This window comes from Paraburkholderia fungorum, assembly GCF_046026025.1.
GTDB classification, from domain to species: domain Bacteria; phylum Pseudomonadota; class Gammaproteobacteria; order Burkholderiales; family Burkholderiaceae; genus Paraburkholderia; species Paraburkholderia fungorum_E.
This window is the reverse complement of the sequence record NZ_JAQQFL010000008.1, coordinates 54,324-69,531: the sequence shown is the minus strand read 5'-3', so window position 1 is coordinate 69,531 and position 15,208 is coordinate 54,324. Positions and strand designations below refer to the sequence as shown.

General features: G+C 62.7%; 12 protein-coding genes and 1 tRNA gene. 5 read left to right on the top strand and 8 right to left on the bottom strand.

Going from position 1 to position 15,208, the window contains the following annotated elements:
• Window positions 1–67: 67 nt before the first annotated feature.
• Together PQR67_RS11430 and PQR67_RS11425 are read right to left on the bottom strand one after the other, a co-directional pair.
• Window positions 68–1,603 carry a DUF3999 domain-containing protein gene (locus PQR67_RS11430; protein ID WP_408458438.1) on the bottom strand — a complete coding sequence of 512 codons (1,536 nt, stop codon included), beginning with the start codon at window positions 1,601–1,603 and terminating at the stop codon, window positions 68–70.
• Window positions 1,600–5,013, bottom strand: coding sequence for a DUF2339 domain-containing protein (locus tag PQR67_RS11425; protein ID WP_408458435.1), 3,414 nt, complete (start codon window positions 5,011–5,013; stop codon window positions 1,600–1,602). Before PQR67_RS11425 ends, PQR67_RS11430 begins: the two co-directional genes overlap by 4 nt.
• A gap of 359 nt (window positions 5,014–5,372) precedes the next feature.
• Between PQR67_RS11425 and PQR67_RS11420 the strand changes: the two genes are divergently transcribed.
• Window positions 5,373–5,666 (top strand): hypothetical protein, encoded by a 294-nt coding sequence (locus PQR67_RS11420; protein WP_408458777.1) that lies wholly within the window; start codon window positions 5,373–5,375, stop codon window positions 5,664–5,666.
• Between the two features lie 94 nt (window positions 5,667–5,760).
• On the opposite strand, the gene PQR67_RS11415 is transcribed toward PQR67_RS11420, so the two are convergent.
• Window positions 5,761–5,847 (bottom strand) — tRNA-Leu (locus tag PQR67_RS11415).
• Between the two features lie 218 nt (window positions 5,848–6,065).
• Between PQR67_RS11415 and hpnD the strand changes: the two genes are divergently transcribed.
• On the top strand, window positions 6,066–6,890 hold the full coding sequence (hpnD, locus tag PQR67_RS11410; RefSeq protein ID WP_408458432.1) for a presqualene diphosphate synthase HpnD: 825 nt from the start codon (window positions 6,066–6,068) through the stop codon (window positions 6,888–6,890).
• A 77-nt stretch (window positions 6,891–6,967) separates the two neighbouring features.
• Here the strand turns inward: hpnD and PQR67_RS11405 are convergent, their stop codons facing one another.
• The 3 genes from PQR67_RS11405 to PQR67_RS11395 all read right to left on the bottom strand — a co-directional run bounded on the left by PQR67_RS11405 (window position 6,968) and on the right by PQR67_RS11395 (window position 10,483).
• Window positions 6,968–8,185 (bottom strand): DUF1501 domain-containing protein, encoded by a 1,218-nt coding sequence (locus PQR67_RS11405; protein WP_408458430.1) that lies wholly within the window; start codon window positions 8,183–8,185, stop codon window positions 6,968–6,970.
• A 143-nt stretch (window positions 8,186–8,328) separates the two neighbouring features.
• Window positions 8,329–9,963, bottom strand: coding sequence for a DUF1800 domain-containing protein (locus PQR67_RS11400; RefSeq protein WP_408458427.1), 1,635 nt, complete (start codon window positions 9,961–9,963; stop codon window positions 8,329–8,331).
• Window positions 9,964–10,144: 181 nt separating this feature from the next.
• Window positions 10,145–10,483 (bottom strand): hypothetical protein, encoded by a 339-nt coding sequence (locus PQR67_RS11395; protein ID WP_408458424.1) that lies wholly within the window; start codon window positions 10,481–10,483, stop codon window positions 10,145–10,147.
• Between the two features lie 229 nt (window positions 10,484–10,712).
• Here PQR67_RS11395 and ompR point away from each other — a divergent pair, with 229 nt between their 5' ends.
• The 3 genes from ompR (at window position 10,713) to PQR67_RS11380 (ending at window position 13,581) form a co-directional block, all read left to right on the top strand.
• On the top strand, window positions 10,713–11,447 hold the full coding sequence (gene ompR / locus PQR67_RS11390; protein ID WP_006048917.1) for an osmolarity response regulator transcription factor OmpR: 735 nt from the start codon (window positions 10,713–10,715) through the stop codon (window positions 11,445–11,447).
• Window positions 11,448–11,491: 44 nt separating this feature from the next.
• On the top strand, window positions 11,492–12,841 hold the full coding sequence (locus tag PQR67_RS11385; protein WP_408458422.1) for an ATP-binding protein: 1,350 nt from the start codon (window positions 11,492–11,494) through the stop codon (window positions 12,839–12,841).
• A gap of 191 nt (window positions 12,842–13,032) precedes the next feature.
• Window positions 13,033–13,581: a peroxiredoxin gene (locus PQR67_RS11380; RefSeq protein ID WP_408458419.1), complete on the top strand. Its 549-nt coding sequence runs from the start codon at window positions 13,033–13,035 to the stop codon at window positions 13,579–13,581.
• A gap of 308 nt (window positions 13,582–13,889) precedes the next feature.
• Here the strand turns inward: PQR67_RS11380 and ispF are convergent, their stop codons facing one another.
• Together ispF and ispD are read right to left on the bottom strand one after the other, a co-directional pair.
• Entirely contained in the window at window positions 13,890–14,369 is a 480-nt protein-coding gene (ispF, locus tag PQR67_RS11375) for a 2-C-methyl-D-erythritol 2,4-cyclodiphosphate synthase (protein WP_408458416.1), read from the bottom strand.
• A gap of 39 nt (window positions 14,370–14,408) precedes the next feature.
• Window positions 14,409–15,125, bottom strand: coding sequence for a 2-C-methyl-D-erythritol 4-phosphate cytidylyltransferase (gene ispD, locus PQR67_RS11370; protein WP_408458413.1), 717 nt, complete (start codon window positions 15,123–15,125; stop codon window positions 14,409–14,411).
• Window positions 15,126–15,208: the final 83 nt, after the last annotated feature.

Genomic DNA, 15,208 nt, shown 5'->3' with positions numbered 1-15,208 from the left:
GCTCCCGGCGCGCTCCAACCTCACGGTTCTGTGCGATCCTCCACGCCAGAACACGCTCGCGCCGAAGTCAGTTCTTTCCGGGACCTTGACCGTCACCGTTGGCGGCGCCTCCATCGGTAGCGCTCGCCGAGCCTGATCCTTCAGACACACTCCCCGCCAATCCGCCAGCACCGCCCGCATCCCCGGTTCCGCCAGCACCACCTGCATCCCCAGCGCCATCAACTCCGCCTCCAGCCACACCCCCGGCCTGGGTCTGGGCACCACGCGCAAGCCGCCAGGCGATCGCGCCGAGCGAGCCGACGGCAAGCAACAAGGCCGCCCACAACAGGTAGCGCCGCATCGCATCGGGATCCTTGCCCGGCGACTGCGCACCGCCCCCAGACTCTTCGGCAAGCGCCGCACCCAACCGCGCCGTGACGGCGACCGACGACGCCCCCATCAACAGATCCGCGCGGCTCACCGCCGACGACACCGCGCCTGCGCTCCCCACCGCCAGCGTGAAAGGTGCAGCCCCACGCGCGACGAAAGTCAGCGTAGCCGGACGCCAGCCCGCGGCGACTGTCAACGTGCCGCTTCCCAAGCCGCCATTGCGCGTGTCGACCACCACACGCCATTGACGATCCGTGTCCGGCGCCATCTCAAGCGATGGATTGCTTTGCTCCACCGTGCCGTTGTGCAAGCGGAACAGCGTCGCGCTCGCTACCTCTCGCCAGGCCGCCTCCAGCCCCGCGCGCGAGTAGACGACAGCGGGCGCCACGGTATTCGGCTGCGGCAGATTCAAGCGCAACCGGTCGACGGGATAAGGGCCGCCGGTCTCAAAGAAATACTCGCCGTCTTTCGGACCCGCCCGGGCAACGATGCCTTCGCGCCAATCCCGTTGAGCATCGGCGCGCTGCGCATTGTCGGCGCCGGCCGCCTGCACCTGGGCGTCGATCGATTCGATGTATGGCGCGCCGTCGAGCCAGTGCAAACGCAGGTAACGCGCACGCATGCCGGTAAGCTCGATACGATCCTGGCTCAGTGTGCTGCCGTTGTAGTTCACCTTGAGCAGTTGCGCCTCGCCGGCGGGCTGCCAGTTGCGCAGATCGTCGCTCGATTCGACGCTGACACGCCCCTGGTAATTGTCGTCACGCACATGGACGACCAATGCGTCGATCCGGGCGCCTCCCCGTGTCTCGCGCGCGACGTCGATCAGCTCGGCATCCTGTTGCTCGCGGGACGGTGCCGCCGACGTTGCATGCAGCGACCCGTCGGCGGCAATCGTCACGCCGAGTGGTGCACCGGTGCCGCCACGAGCGGCCAACGGCAACGGAAACCAGCGTACCGGAAGCAACTTGGCCGGCGCACGGGAAGGCTCACGCGGTGTGTCGAGCGAATACGGCACGGGCTCGCCCGCGCCATTGAATACGCGCACATCGCCGAGATCGGCGCGCTGGCTGGCGGCGTACACGGCAGCCGGAAGCGGCACGCTGTAATAGGCGGCGCCGCTTTCGAGTTCGAGCGCGAAGCGCTGCACAAACCGATCGGCCGCTGCCGCCCCTGTCGACACCCACACGGACGAGATCGCAAGGCACCAGCCAGCCACTATCGAGACACGCTTCATTGCTCAGTTTCCAGAACTGCGGCTTTCGGCGGCAAGGGCGAGAAGTAGCCGATCAGCAGCAACATCAGGCCGATACCGATGAACGACACGATCCGCTCGATACCGGTCACATGCGACAGGTCGAACAGGAACAGCTTGACGACGGTCGCCGCCAGCAGGCCGCCGCCTATAAACCAGAACATCCGGCTGGCCCGGCGCGTCGCCCAGATCATCATAGCCAACGCGCAGACCGTCCAGAACACCGAGACCGAGGCCTGCACAAGCATCGAGTGCGACATCTCGTCGAGCTGATAGGGCACGCCGATCCAATGATGCAGCGTGCGCAGCAGCATCGCATTAAGCCAGATGAATCCGGTCACGCCGACCGTCACCTGCAACGGCACGCGGTATTCGCCGACCGGCACGCCGAGGCGGTTGATGCGCACGAGCCACAACGCCGCCAATGCAAAAATCACCGCCTGCACCAGGTCGAGCGGATTGAGCAGCGGCAGACGCGCCCACGCGCCGCCGTCCTGTGTCAGGTTCGCATAGAACGTCCACACCCACATTATCAGCACGAGCGGCGTCGAGGCGATCGCGCAGACGCGCACGATGCTGTCGCGACGCGCAATCCACAGCCCGGCAAAGGCAAACGCGCTCCAGCCAACCAGAAACACCTGCTGGAAATCAAAGGACGCCAGCACCGCATCGACATCGTACGCTGCATGGAAATGATGATGCAGCGTGCGCAGCAGCAACGCGTTGAACCACAGGAACAGGGTCGCGAGGACCGCGTAGTCGAAGGCCCGCGGGTGCCAGTGCACGCCCAGCGCGCGCAGGCGCCGCAGCCACACGGCACAGGCAATCGCCGCGAGGATCTGCGCCACGTCCAGCGGATTGAGAATGGGCAGCCAGAAAAGCGGCGCGGCGCTGCCGTCGCTCGTCACGCTTGCGATGCTCCACATCCACAGCAAGGCGGCGAGCGGCGCGGCGCCCCAGACTTGATACGCCTGCAAGAAGCGCGCGACCGGCCAGCGCAAACGATGCCCGACGCCCGCCACCAGCAGCAATAGAATGCCGAAGCCATATGCCCATGCGCTCCAGCTCCACGCGCCTTCCGGCACGTAGCCACGCAAGCCCCAATAGCCTTCGAGCGCGATCAGCGCGGCGGCCGTCCAGAACATCAGCACATGCAGCAGAGCGAGCACACGATCGCCGACGTCGCGCTGCTGAGCCCACAGCAGCACATAGGTGGACACCGCGACAACCGCGCAAACCAGCCAGCCGTAACCGCTGACCGGCGCCATACTCAGCATGAAAAGAGTCAACGTCAGCAACGCGAGGACCGGCACAAGCCCCAGCGCCGGCAGTTCGGCAAGCGGCCAACGCAGCTTGCGATGCGCGCCGTGCGCGAGCCACGCCGTCAGAACGGCGAACAGCGCGATGACGGCGGCCTCGAACCGATCGCGATCATACGCAAGATGCGTATCCGCGTACGCGTGGATTTCATGAAGACCGCCACAGATCCACCACAACAGCCCCCACACACCGGCGACGAGGCCGATCTGCGGCATCCATGCGTGCCATGCGCCTGCTTCGCTGCGTCCATGCAAGCGCCATCCCGTGAAGACGCCGGCGATCGCAATCAGCACGGTCGCGATGTAGGCGCCGTTCAGGACCGGCCAGACATGTGCGCTGTCGATCTGCGCGTACGTGCCGACCACATAGGCACCCGCCGCGCCCAGTTGCATCAGCAGGCCGAAACCGAACGCGCTCAGGCGCCGCTGACGCACTGCAAGCCAGGTGATCGCGGCGCCTTCGATTGCCCAGGTCGCGCTGGTGGTGGGTCCCGTGAAAGCGAGCGGCACGGCGAGCGTGGCGAAGATTACCGCCAGCGCGAGCATGGCATCGAACATCATGCCGAGGCGCGCGCGCCGCGATGCCAGCCAGCCCGCGATCGCGAGGTAGAAAGCGGCCAGCGCCACCGCGCTCCAGGCCAGACCGAATTCCGTGCCCTTCATCAGGGCCGCTTGCAGGCCGATCGCGACGAGCGGCGTGCCGAACACCAGCGTGCCGTCGACGTAATACTTGAGCGCGATCTCACGGCGCACCGCATAGAGCAACGCGATGCCGACATACATCAGGAAGAACAGGATCAGGAACGGCTCGGTGCTGGCCAGCAATTCAGGGCGGTAAGCCGTCACGCCCCACGCGGCGCCGATCGAAAACGTGAAGACGAAACCAAGCAGATTCAGAGGGCGCCACGCCTTGAACCACGCGATCGCGAGAATGCCCGTGTTGAGTAGCGCGTAGTAGCTGAACAGCATCACGTGATTGCCGCCGCCCGTCGACAGGAGCACCGGCGCGAGGAAGCCGCCCGCGCTGCCCATGAAGGCCAGCGAAGACGCGTTCTGCCGCACCGCAAGAAATGCGCTCAAGCCGCAAATCGCGATCATCAGCGGCAAGGCGGCACCTGCCGGCAGCAGATGGTAGAGCCTGGTTGCGGCGAACACGGTCAGATAAAGCGCACCGACGCCGCCGCCCTGCAAGACCAGTCCGTACGCGCCACGGCGCTCGCCGATGCGCCAGCCAAGCCCGAGCAGGACGGTGGCGGCCAGCGCAACGCCGGCGAGGCGGAACTCGATCGGCAACAGACTGTTGTCGGCGGCGTATTTGAGCAGGAACGCAATGCCGAAGAACAGCACAACGATGCCGACCCGCACGACCGTGTTGCCGCCGAATAGCCAGTCGCGCGCGCGTTTGAAGAGGCGCTCGGCGAGACCGGGACCGCGCGGGGGAGCCGGTGGCGCAGGCGGGGTTTGCGCGGGTAGAACTGAATCAGCGGACTGCGACAACACCGTCGGATGGGGCGGCTGGGCATCGAGCGTGTTCGGTGCGGCTGGCGCGCTCGACGCCAGCGCTTCGGCCGTTGGCGGCACGACCGCGCTGGCCGTCGAGCGCACTGTTGCCGACTGCGCCAGCGTCACGGCAGGCTCGCGAGGCCCCGGCTGTTCCGCTGCGGGCGGTATCGCGTAGGGATGCGGCGGGACCTCGGCCGGATGCAGTTCGGACGTCGCCGATTCGCCTTCCACGCTCCCGGTCGCCAATGTACCGGCGACGCGGGCTCGCAATTCGCGGATCTCGCCGCGCAGAACGACGATCTCGTGCTCGAGTTGCTCGACGCGCGTGCCCAGTTCGCCGGATGGGCCGGCGGCCGGCTTGCTCAGGGTGTCGGACGCGGCCGGGTTGAGTGGCTTGGATGGGTTGAGCGCGGGGTTGTTCGCAGGTCGCGGGGACTTCTTTTGCAGCAGACGCGCGAGCGCAACGCCAGCAATCCCCCCCATCAACGCACCGAAAGCGATCGAAAAATCGTTCGACACAGCGACCATTATCCCGATCACCGCACCGATCACGGCAAGTATCGCGCTCATCGCATCCCTCTTTTATTGTCTTCGACTGCGAGATCCGTTTGTCGCACGGATTAATCCGAAACTATTCCGTCAGCAATACAGCGAAAATCGGCGCGCAGAATACCATGTAAGTCGAGCGTTGAACCACGCTTTTGAAGCATCGAGCGAACGAAGTCGAATAGCAAAACTTATTCATCGATGCCGGCTTGTTTTTTACCGGCTTGTTTTTTTACCGGCTTCACACGGCTTATTTTTGCAGGATTAATCCATCGGCTGCCGGCGATACGCACGAGCGCGTTCGCGGCCGCCCGCCAACCATGTCAAAATTCGGGATTGGCCAAGCGGCCTTCGATCACCCCATTTCATCCAGGGAAGCTTCAGTGGACATCAACAAACAGCTAGCGGCCCTCACCGCTTCAGAACTTCAAACCGCCGGCGCGAGCCAGGCAACGGCGATCGCCGTCAGCGTGCTGCTGCGCCATCTGCGCTCGCCCGAACTGGTAAAACTGTTGTCATCGGCATTCGAGAACCACCAGGCGGTCATGCTGCAAACGCCGTGGCCCGATCCGATGCTGCAGGCGTTCGAATCGACCCGCCGCTTTCTCGAAGGCGCGGCACACGCCGAGCTGCCGGGTATTCAAGCCGAACAAACATCGGCCGCACCGGACGCCTGAGCGCCACCGGACACGCGAAGCCCAATACACGTCGCACAAAAAACAAAAAACCCCGCCAGTCCAAAGACTAACGGGGTTGTTTGCTACATACCGATGGTGCGAGGGAGGGGACTCGAACCCCTACACCCTTGCGGGCGTCAGGACCTAAACCTGGTGCGTCTACCAATTTCGCCACCCTCGCAGCCGGGCAAAGCGCGGCGCGTTTTGCCCGATGTCCTGCATGCTCACGAGCGCAAAAAAATCCGCGCCCGAAAGCGTAAGCGCGAGATTCTAACCGATTGATTCGCGCTTGTCTGCATTTGCTCATGCATCTGCCCGACGGGCGTCGATGCTACAATTTTTGGCTAAACGCACGCACACCGTGCCCTCTACGCCTGCCCTTCCCCACATTCCAATCCCGTGAATTTCGACGAATATTGCCAGCAGAAAGCGGCGCCGCCCGGATCGAGTACTTACTATGCGCTTCGGCAGGCGCCCGCGGCAAGCCAACCGCTTCTCGCCGCGCTGTTCGCGCTGCGCCGCGAATTCGAGGAAACCGTAAAAGAAACCAGCGATCCGGCGATCGGCCGCACCAAGCTCGCATGGTGGCAAAACGAGATCGCCGCGTTGGCTTCGGGCTCGCCATCGCACCCAGTTTCAAAAGCATTGGCGGCTTACCTGCCCGACGTACAGGCCACATACCCGGCGTTGCAGGCGTTGCTCGCCGGCTTCGAAATGGACCTGGACCAGGCGCGCTATCTCGACTACCCGAATCTGCGGCGCTACGTGCAGGGCGTGGGCGGTACCTTCGCATCGCTGGTCGCACGAGTGACGGCGAAAGACGGCGCACAGGCGTCGAGTTGGGCCGCACCGCTCGGCGAGGCGCTACAGCTTGCGCAGTTCGTCGTCGAAACCGGTAACGATGCGCGCCACGGCCGCATCTATATTCCGATCGATGAAATGCAGCGCTTTAACGTCACCGCCGCGGACCTGATCAATCGGAAATACTCCGACGCGTTTACCGAGCTGATGCGCTTCGAGACCAAGCGGGCCCGTGATGCCTTGCATGCGGCGCTCGCCGCCATGCCCGCAAACGAACGCCGCTCGCAGCGCACGCTGGTGGCGCAGGCGGCACTGGCTCTGGCGCTGCTGGACGAAATCGAACGCGACGGCTATCACGTGCTGCATCAACGCATTGCGTTGACGCCGATCCGCAAGCTCTGGATCGCCTGGCGCGCCAGGTAAAACGGACGAGCGGACGGACAGCTGAGGCTCAGGTTAACGGCCGCCGCCTCATGCCGGGAAGGGCACACCGTTCACTGTCAGACGCGCAGCAACGGCAACGGCTCGAACCGCTGCTGCAGGATGGCGGAGGCGTCGAGCCCCCACCACGGTCCGAGCACGGTCGCGTAGAGTTGCTGGAAATCGACGCCGACCGGCAAGTTGCCGTTGCCGTCGAGCCGCGCGAGCACCGGCGGCACACCATACAAACCGCCGCGCACTCGCCCGCCCATCACGAAATGCGGCGCCACCGTGCCGTGGTCGGTGCCATTGCTCTGATTCTCACGCGGGCGCCGGCCAAATTCGGCGTAGGTCATCACCAGCGTCTCATCCCAGCGGCCGAGTTCCAGCAGCGCCGACTTCATCGACGCGAACCCTTCGGCCAGTTGTTTGAGCAGCGCCGCCTGCTGACCGGGTTGGTTCTGATGCGTATCGAACCCGTTCAGCGTCAAGCGGATCACCGCGACGCCTTGCCCCTTACGCGGCTGTCCTTGCGGCGTATCGCCTGCAGCCAGCACCTGCATTGCCGTCTTGATCGAACTGCCGAACGCGCCACCGGGAAACACGGTCTTCAACTGCGCCTGACCTTGCGTGGGACGCAGACGGTCGGCGGCCTTCACGATATCGTTCTCGACGTCGAGAATATGCGCCAGTTCCGGATTGCGCTCGTGCAGCGACACCGGTGTGGCGAGGCGCGAAGCCTTGACGAATTGCGCCGGATTGACCAGCGCGATCGCGCGCGCGCCGTTGGCGAGCGGCCCCATTTCGGCGCTGCCGATCACCACGCCGTCGGCGGCAAAACCCGCGGGCACCGGCGTCTGCGCGAAGGCACGTGTGAGCCAGCCTTCGCGCAGGTATTGGTCCGAACGCGACGCGGTGTCCCAGATTTCGATCGAGCGGAAATGCGACAGATTCGGTTGCGCGTAGCTGACGCCCTGCACGATCGCCAGTTGCCGGCTCTGCCAAAGCGGCATCAGCGGTTGCAACGACGGATGCAGCGCGGTGCGCTCGTCGATCTGAATCACCTGCTCGCGCTTGATGCCGATGTTTTTACGCAGTTGATAGTAAGCGGGATCGGCAAACGGAATCACGGTATTCAAACCGTCGTTACCGCCCTTCAACTCGACGAGGATCAGCAGGTTGCCGTAGCCGCGATCCATCGAGCCGCCGGGCGTTGGTCCCTGCGCGCCGAACGCGCGGGGCAACCAGAGCGTCGCGCCCGCGGCTGCGCCCATCGAGAGAAAGCTGCGTCGTTTCATCCTGCACCTCGTTCGATTGTCATGGCGCGTGTCGTGCCGCCGTCGACTGACCTTTTCTTTCGCGGCCGATCCGGGTTAAACGGTTGAGCGGCTCAATTCCGTCGCCTGTCGCAGTCGCCTGCGTCAGCGAATAACCTCATTGCTCACTTCAACTGATAAGCCGGGTCCATCAGCAACGCCTCCAGATAAGCGCTGGCGGTTGAATCGGTTGCGATCGCGTCGACCGGCGTGAGCGGCAGGACCGCGTGCTGCAGTTGCAGCTCCACCGAGAGCCCCGGCTTCGCCGTCGGCGCGGCGTTGTATTGCGCAAGCCACGTTTCGATGTCAAAGCGTACGCCACCTTGGCCCGTCTGGCCGACTCGCGCCATGGCCCGCTGCATTTGCGGATTCGCTTGCAGAGTGCCGGGTGCCCCGCTCGCCGCAATCTTCGCGTTCGTCGGATTGTTCGTACGCCGCGGACCGGCGGTTTCGGTTGCGCGAAACAGTTGCTCGACGAATTGCTTGCGCGCCAGCAGCGTCGAACTATTGATCCATATCGTGCCGCCCGGCCACCCTTTGACGTTCGGCGGGTAGAACAGGTTCTCGCCGAGCGTGCGGATCTCGGCCGCGAACGGCACCGTATTGTCATAGCCGATATCGAACGCACGCAGTGCGCCAACGACGAACTCCGCCGGCGATTTCACAAGGACGCCGCGATTGCCGTCGTCCCAGAACACGTCGCTCATGAAGAGGCCGTGCAGTGCGACCTTGATATCGTAGTGACTTGCGCGGAACCGCGCGGCGATCGGTGCGATGCGGGCGGGGTCTGGTGTGTCGGAAACGAACTCGCGCCATAGCTTGGTCGTGACGAAAGTCGCGGTTTCAGGCCGTGCAAGGAGAATGTCGAGCACCTGGTCACCGTCGAACGGACCGGTCTGGCCGAGTACGGTCTTGTTGCCGTCGTCGTACAGGTTGGCGCGCCACACGTACGCCTGCGTGTCGGGATCGAGGCTCCACCCCGTGTAGGCACGCGCGGCTTCCGATACGTCGCGCTGCGTGTAATGCCCTTCGCCGAGCGTGAACAACTCCATCACTTCACGCGCGAAGTTTTCATTGGGTTTGCCCTTGCGATTGCTCGCGCCATCCAGGTATTGGAGCATCGCCGGATCTTTCGCGACATCGTGCAACAGCTCGCCGAAGTTGCCGAGCGCGTCACGGCGCAACAGCATGTTCTGCTGCGCCATTTCCTGCGGATACTCGACCTTGTCCTGCCCTGACGTGAAGTGGTTATGCCAGAACAGCGTCATGCGTTCGGTCAGCGGGGACGGCGTGCTCAGCATCTCGCGCACCCACCATGCGCGTAATATTTCGTAACGCTGGCCGCGCTGGCGCTGCTCGTCGCGGCGTTGATCGTCCGTCCACGTCTTGCGGATCTCGCGTGTCGGGATCGGCTCGAGCACCCATTCCGGCAGCGGTGTCACGGCTTCGGTTCGGACTGTCGCCAGTACTTTGTCGACCGCCTGTTCGCGCGTGAGTCCAACGTATTGGGCGAGCTCGCCGCTATCGGGCGCGAAACCGACGCGCGTCAGGAAGAAGCGAGCATCATCGGCGTCGAGAACGTCCTGTTCGGCGGGGGCAACGACAGAAGCTGCCGACGCCGCCCGATGCTTGTTGTGGGGAACATGAGCGGTGCCTTGTTGCACGGCTGCCGCCGGCGCGCACCACATCACGGCTGCGAGCGCAGTAGCAGTGACTACTAGCCAGCTTCTACCCTTACCGCCTGTCAGCAGATTCATCATCGGTCATCCGGTTGATCCGGTTGCGGGGGCGTCACGAAAAGGCATTCACGCAGGCAAAAACGCGCTGTGCTTTGGCAACTCAACGGCAGATGGAACGGGAAAGTTGACGGGGGAAGTGCAACGAAATCTTTCACGTGGAGCGAAAGCGCGACCGACGCGCCCAGAGCGGGCACGGAAATAGCTACCGTTTGTATAGCTCGCGGACAGCGTCTTCGATATGCTGGCGTAACAGACGCCGTTCGTCGGGCGTCATATGGCCGTCACGACGGCGTTGATCGAGATCGGGGGGAACTGCGGTGCGCATCATGGCGTCTGACGCAGGGCGGTCGTTGTTGGGGTTGTGGCTGGGGTTGTAACGATTCGCCCTGGCGTTGGCCGGCTTGGGCACGCGTTCGCTCGTCGCTCTGTCGGCCGAAGGCTGGGCGTGGGCGAGCGTTGGTCCCAGTGTGCCTGCAAGCGTCCCGGCTACCGCCAGTGCAATTACGCTTAGGCGCACATTCGGCCAAACCCCTCCCTTCATGTTGTTCCCTTCGTGGCGCGGCAACCGGCTACCTCAAATGCGTATACAAACCCCGGTAGCGAGCCGGGTGCGAGAGTTTTAGTCGAGTGAAGTATCCACCGAACAGCCGCATTGAGTAAAGGAGTCTACCTGCCCATGCTTTACGTCGTGCCACAGTGCGGGTAAATTTTGTAACTGACTGTAACCCGGTAAACGATGCAACCGCGCACCACTTTCTAATCGCGCTAAGATGCCGACCATGGAAACCAAAAACCCTTCGAAAATCCTCGTCGTCGACGACGATCCACGCCTGCGCGATCTGCTGCGCCGCTACCTCGGTGAACAGGGCTTCAATGTCTACGTTGCCGAGAACGCGCCGTCCATGAACAAGCTCTGGGTGCGTGAGCGCTTCGACTTGCTGGTGCTCGATCTGATGCTGCCGGGCGAGGACGGCCTGTCGATCTGCCGCCGGCTGCGCGGCAGCAACGACCGCACGCCGATCATCATGTTGACGGCCAAGGGTGAAGACGTCGATCGTATCGTCGGGCTCGAAATGGGCGCCGACGACTATCTGCCCAAGCCGTTCAACCCGCGCGAACTGGTCGCGCGGATTCACGCGGTGCTGCGCCGCCAGTCGCCGTCGGAGTTGCCGGGCGCGCCGTCCGAGACCACCGAAGTGTTCGAGTTCGGGGAATTCGCGCTGAATCTCGCCACCCGCACGCTCACCAAGGCCGGCCAGGAAATTCCGCTGACCACGGGTGAGTTCTCGGTGCTGAAGGTGTTTGCGCGGCATCCGCGCCAGCCTCTGTCGCGCGAAAAGCTGATGGAACTGGCACGCGGCCGTGAATACGAGGTTTTCGACCGCAGTCTCGACGTGCAGATTTCGCGTCTGCGCAAGCTGATCGAACCGGATCCGGGCAGCCCGCGTTTCATTCAGACCGTCTGGGGTCTTGGCTACGTGTTCATTCCTGACGGTGCAGCCTGAGTTTGTTCTCACCTCTCGTTTTTGATTTCTAATAAGAAGGGCCCATGCGGATCGACCGGCGCCTCCTGACGCTCGCGTTCGGCGGCCTTTTCTGGCGGACCTTTCTGTTGATCGCGCTGTTGATCGCAGTCAGTCTCGCCGCGTGGTTCCAGAGCTTTCGGGTGATCGAACGCGAGCCGCGCGCACAGCGCGTGGCTTTGCAACTGGTTGCCATCGTCAAGCTCACGCGCACCGCACTCCTCTATTCCGATCCCGACCTGCGGCGCGCCCTGCTGCAGGATCTGGAGAGCAATGAAGGGGTGCGTGTGTATCCGCGCGAAACCACCGACAAGTACAAACTCCAGCCCGACGAGTCGCTTAACCGGCTGATCGAACACGACATTCGCGGCCGCCTCGGCGACGACACGGTCATTGCACAGAGCGTCAACGACATTCCTGGCGTCTGGATCAGCTTCAAGATCGACGACGACGACTACTGGGTGGCGCTCGACCGCGATCAACTGGACAACGCGACGGGCTTACAGTGGGCCGGCTGGGGGGTCTTCGCGCTGGCGCTGTCGCTGTTCGGCGCGGCCTTCATCACCAGCCTCGTGAACCGTCCGTTCGCCCGGCTCGCCATGGCCGCGCGCAAGGTCGGCTCAGGCCAGTCACCGGAGGCGCTGCCTGAGCGCGGCATGGGCGTAGCCGCCGAGACCAATCGCAGTTTCAACCAGATGGTCCAGGACCTCGAACAGCTTGAGGCCGACCGTGCGCTCATGCTCGCGGGTATCTCTCACGATCTGCGCACTCCGCTCGCGCGGCTGCGGCTCGAAACCGAAATGAGCCCCTCCGACCAGGCCACCAAGGACGCGATGGTCGACGACATCGAGCAGATGGACATGATCATCGGTCGGTTCCTCGATTACGCCCGTCCGGTGCAGCGGGTGCCGGAACCTGTCGATCTGTCGGTGATCGCGGGCGAGCTTGCGGCGCGGATGCAGAGCGAAGACAGCATGCGCCTGATCACACGTCTCGCACCATCGGCGGTAATCGAGGCGGACGAAACCGATATGCGTCGCGTGGTTGGCAATTTGCTGGAGAACGCGCGCAAGTACGGTTTAAGCGATGGCGACGGCATCCCGCACGTGATTCTGGAAACGCGGGTGTCGCATTCACGGGTTGAGTTGTCCGTGGTCGACGAAGGACCCGGCATTCCCGAGGACCAACTGGCGCTTGTCACACGGCCGTTCTATCGCGTGAATTCAGCGCGTACCCAGGCGAACGGCACGGGCCTCGGCATGGCCATTGTGCAGCGACTGGTGGGCCGTTATCGCGGCGCCTTGCGCCTGCGCAATCGCACGCCAGGTCCGGGTCTCGAGGTCACGATCGAGTTTCCGCTTGCAAAAGGCGTTTGAGCGCAAGGGGCAACGTGCGGCCATACGACTGTCGAGCGCGTTGTTGAATAGTGGCCAGCCGAATTATTATAAAAACTATCGAATAAATAAATTCATAGATTTATAGCAAAACGTGTAACGTACTCGTTGCGACGGGCTGATAGCGTCGAGCTTCAACAGGCTGTTTTTTCATCATACGAAGGAGCATTCGCATGAAAACCGTCGGCGATAAACTCGAAGCGTTCACCGTGACTGCGGCCAAGCCCGGTTTCAACCATCATGAAGAAAACGGCGTATCGGCGTTCGAAGAGATTACTGAACAGTCGTTTCCGGGCAAGTGGAAGGTTATCTATTTCTACCCGAAGGATTTCACGTTTGTGTGTCCGACGGAAATCATTGAATTCGGCAAGTTGGCCAAGGATTTCGAGGAGCGCGACGCAGTGCTGCTTGGCGGGAGTGTCGACAATGAATTCGTCAAACTGGCATGGCGCCGCGAGCACAAGGACCTGAACAGGCTGAACCACTATTCGTTCGGTGATGTGAAGGGCGAGTTGATCGACCAGCTTGGCGTGCGCGACAAGGAGGCTGGCGTGGCGCTGCGCGCGACGTACATTGTCGATCCGGACAATACGATTCAGCACGTTTCGGTAAACAACCTGAACGTCGGCCGCAACCCGGAAGAAGTATTGCGTCTTCTCGACGCCCTGCAAACGGGCGAAGAATGCCCTTGCAACCGCGCGGTAGGCGGCGCAACGCTATAAGCAGTGCCGTCGTGAAAACCGCGTCGGCGCGCGCAGCGCCGCCGGAAGTATGATGGCTGTGTCACTCACGCCGAATGTGCGAGAACACAGATTCCAGATGCACCACTACCGTGACTGCGCGGGGGCCCCGCTTAAGAGTTAGCGGTGTGAGCCGCTTTCTTTTGCCTACTTTTCTTTGCGGCAGGCAAAGAAAAGTAGGTGCCGCCCCGCACAGGGGCAACACTAATAAACCACTAACAGAACAAGGAAAGGCCAACCCGACAAAAACACAAACAAAAACCCGCCAAACAGGCAAAAAACCTCACGCATCAATTCCTGATTAACAAAACCACAGCCTGAGCCTCAATCCCTTCCCCACGCCCGAGATACCCCAACTTCTCATTAGTCTTAGCCTTAACATTAACCCGCTCAACCGGCAGGTTAAGATCAGCGGCAATATTAGCCCGCATCCCATCAATATGAGCCGCAAGCTTAGGCGCCTGAGCAACCACACTACTATCCACATTGGCAATAGAAAACCCCCCCGCCGCCACACGAGCAAAACACTCCCGCAATAAAACCCGACTATCCGCGCCAGCGAACTTAGCATCAGTATCGGAGAAATGCCGCCCAATATCCCCCATCGCGGCCGCGCCAAAAATAGCATCGGTAATCGCATGCAACAGCACATCCGCATCCGAATGCCCGAGCAGCCCGCGCTCATAGGGAATCGTCACACCGCCGATAATCAATGGACGTCCCGGCACCAGCGCATGCACGTCATAACCCTGCCCAATTCTAAAATCCATATGTGTCAAGTCCGCTAGTTAAAATTTGAAATGGTCGAATCAGGAAGCCGAAACCGGCCGGCACAAAATCGCCTCGGCCAGATCGAAGTCTTCCGGATACGTGACCTTGAAGTTGCGCAAACTCCCCTGCACCAATCTGGGCGCGTTCCCCAGCCATTCGATCGCGCTCGCTTCGTCGGTCAGATCGTGACCGTCCGCCTGCGCGCGCAAAATCGCCTCGCGCAGCATGCCGATGCGGAACATCTGCGGCGTCTGCGCCTGCCACAGGCCATCGCGCGCTTCGGTACGGGCAATCCGCCCGTCGGACGAACCGGCCTCGATCCGTTTCAAGGTGTCCGCAACGGGCAAGGCCATGATGCCGCCCACCGCATCGTCCTTCAGCGCGGCGATCAGCGTGCGGATCAAGCCCGGCGTAATGCCAGGCCGCGCGGCGTCATGCACCAGCACCCAGTCGTCGTCATGCGCGCCGAACTCGGCCAGCGCGTGCAACCCGTTCAGCACAGACGCCTGGCGCGAGGCCCCGCCGGAGCGGCGCACGGCGAAACGCAGGCCGCTGAAGCGGCGGGCGTCGAAGTGCTGATCGTCGGGGGCAATCACGACAAGGGTTTGCGCAAATTCGCTGCAGGCGTCGAAAGCCGCCAGCGAGTAGTGCAACATGTCGCGGCCGGCGACAGTGCGATATTGTTTGGGCATCGCGGCGCCGGAACGGCTGCCGGTGCCAGCGCACGGAATCAGGGCAAATAGACGGGAGGTCACGAGTGCGGATGCCGCGAAGTGAAAGTAAACGACGGATTTTATAATAGGTCCTTCGCATCTACGCCCCTACACGCGTAAACTTG

Coding starts and splice junctions, on each gene's coding strand:
- PQR67_RS11405 (WP_408458430.1), bottom strand. CDS start 8,185: ATGAAACGACGCAGCTTTCTCTCGATGGGCGCAGCCGCGGGCGCGACG.
- ompR (WP_006048917.1), top strand. CDS start 10,713: ATGCCGACCATGGAAACCAAAAACCCTTCGAAAATCCTCGTCGTCGAC.
- PQR67_RS11425 (WP_408458435.1), bottom strand. CDS start 5,013: ATGAGCGCGATACTTGCCGTGATCGGTGCGGTGATCGGGATAATGGTC.
- PQR67_RS11385 (WP_408458422.1), top strand. CDS start 11,492: ATGCGGATCGACCGGCGCCTCCTGACGCTCGCGTTCGGCGGCCTTTTC.
- PQR67_RS11380 (WP_408458419.1), top strand. CDS start 13,033: ATGAAAACCGTCGGCGATAAACTCGAAGCGTTCACCGTGACTGCGGCC.
- PQR67_RS11430 (WP_408458438.1), bottom strand. CDS start 1,603: ATGAAGCGTGTCTCGATAGTGGCTGGCTGGTGCCTTGCGATCTCGTCC.
- PQR67_RS11395 (WP_408458424.1), bottom strand. CDS start 10,483: ATGAAGGGAGGGGTTTGGCCGAATGTGCGCCTAAGCGTAATTGCACTG.
- ispF (WP_408458416.1), bottom strand. CDS start 14,369: ATGGATTTTAGAATTGGGCAGGGTTATGACGTGCATGCGCTGGTGCCG.
- PQR67_RS11400 (WP_408458427.1), bottom strand. CDS start 9,963: ATGATGAATCTGCTGACAGGCGGTAAGGGTAGAAGCTGGCTAGTAGTC.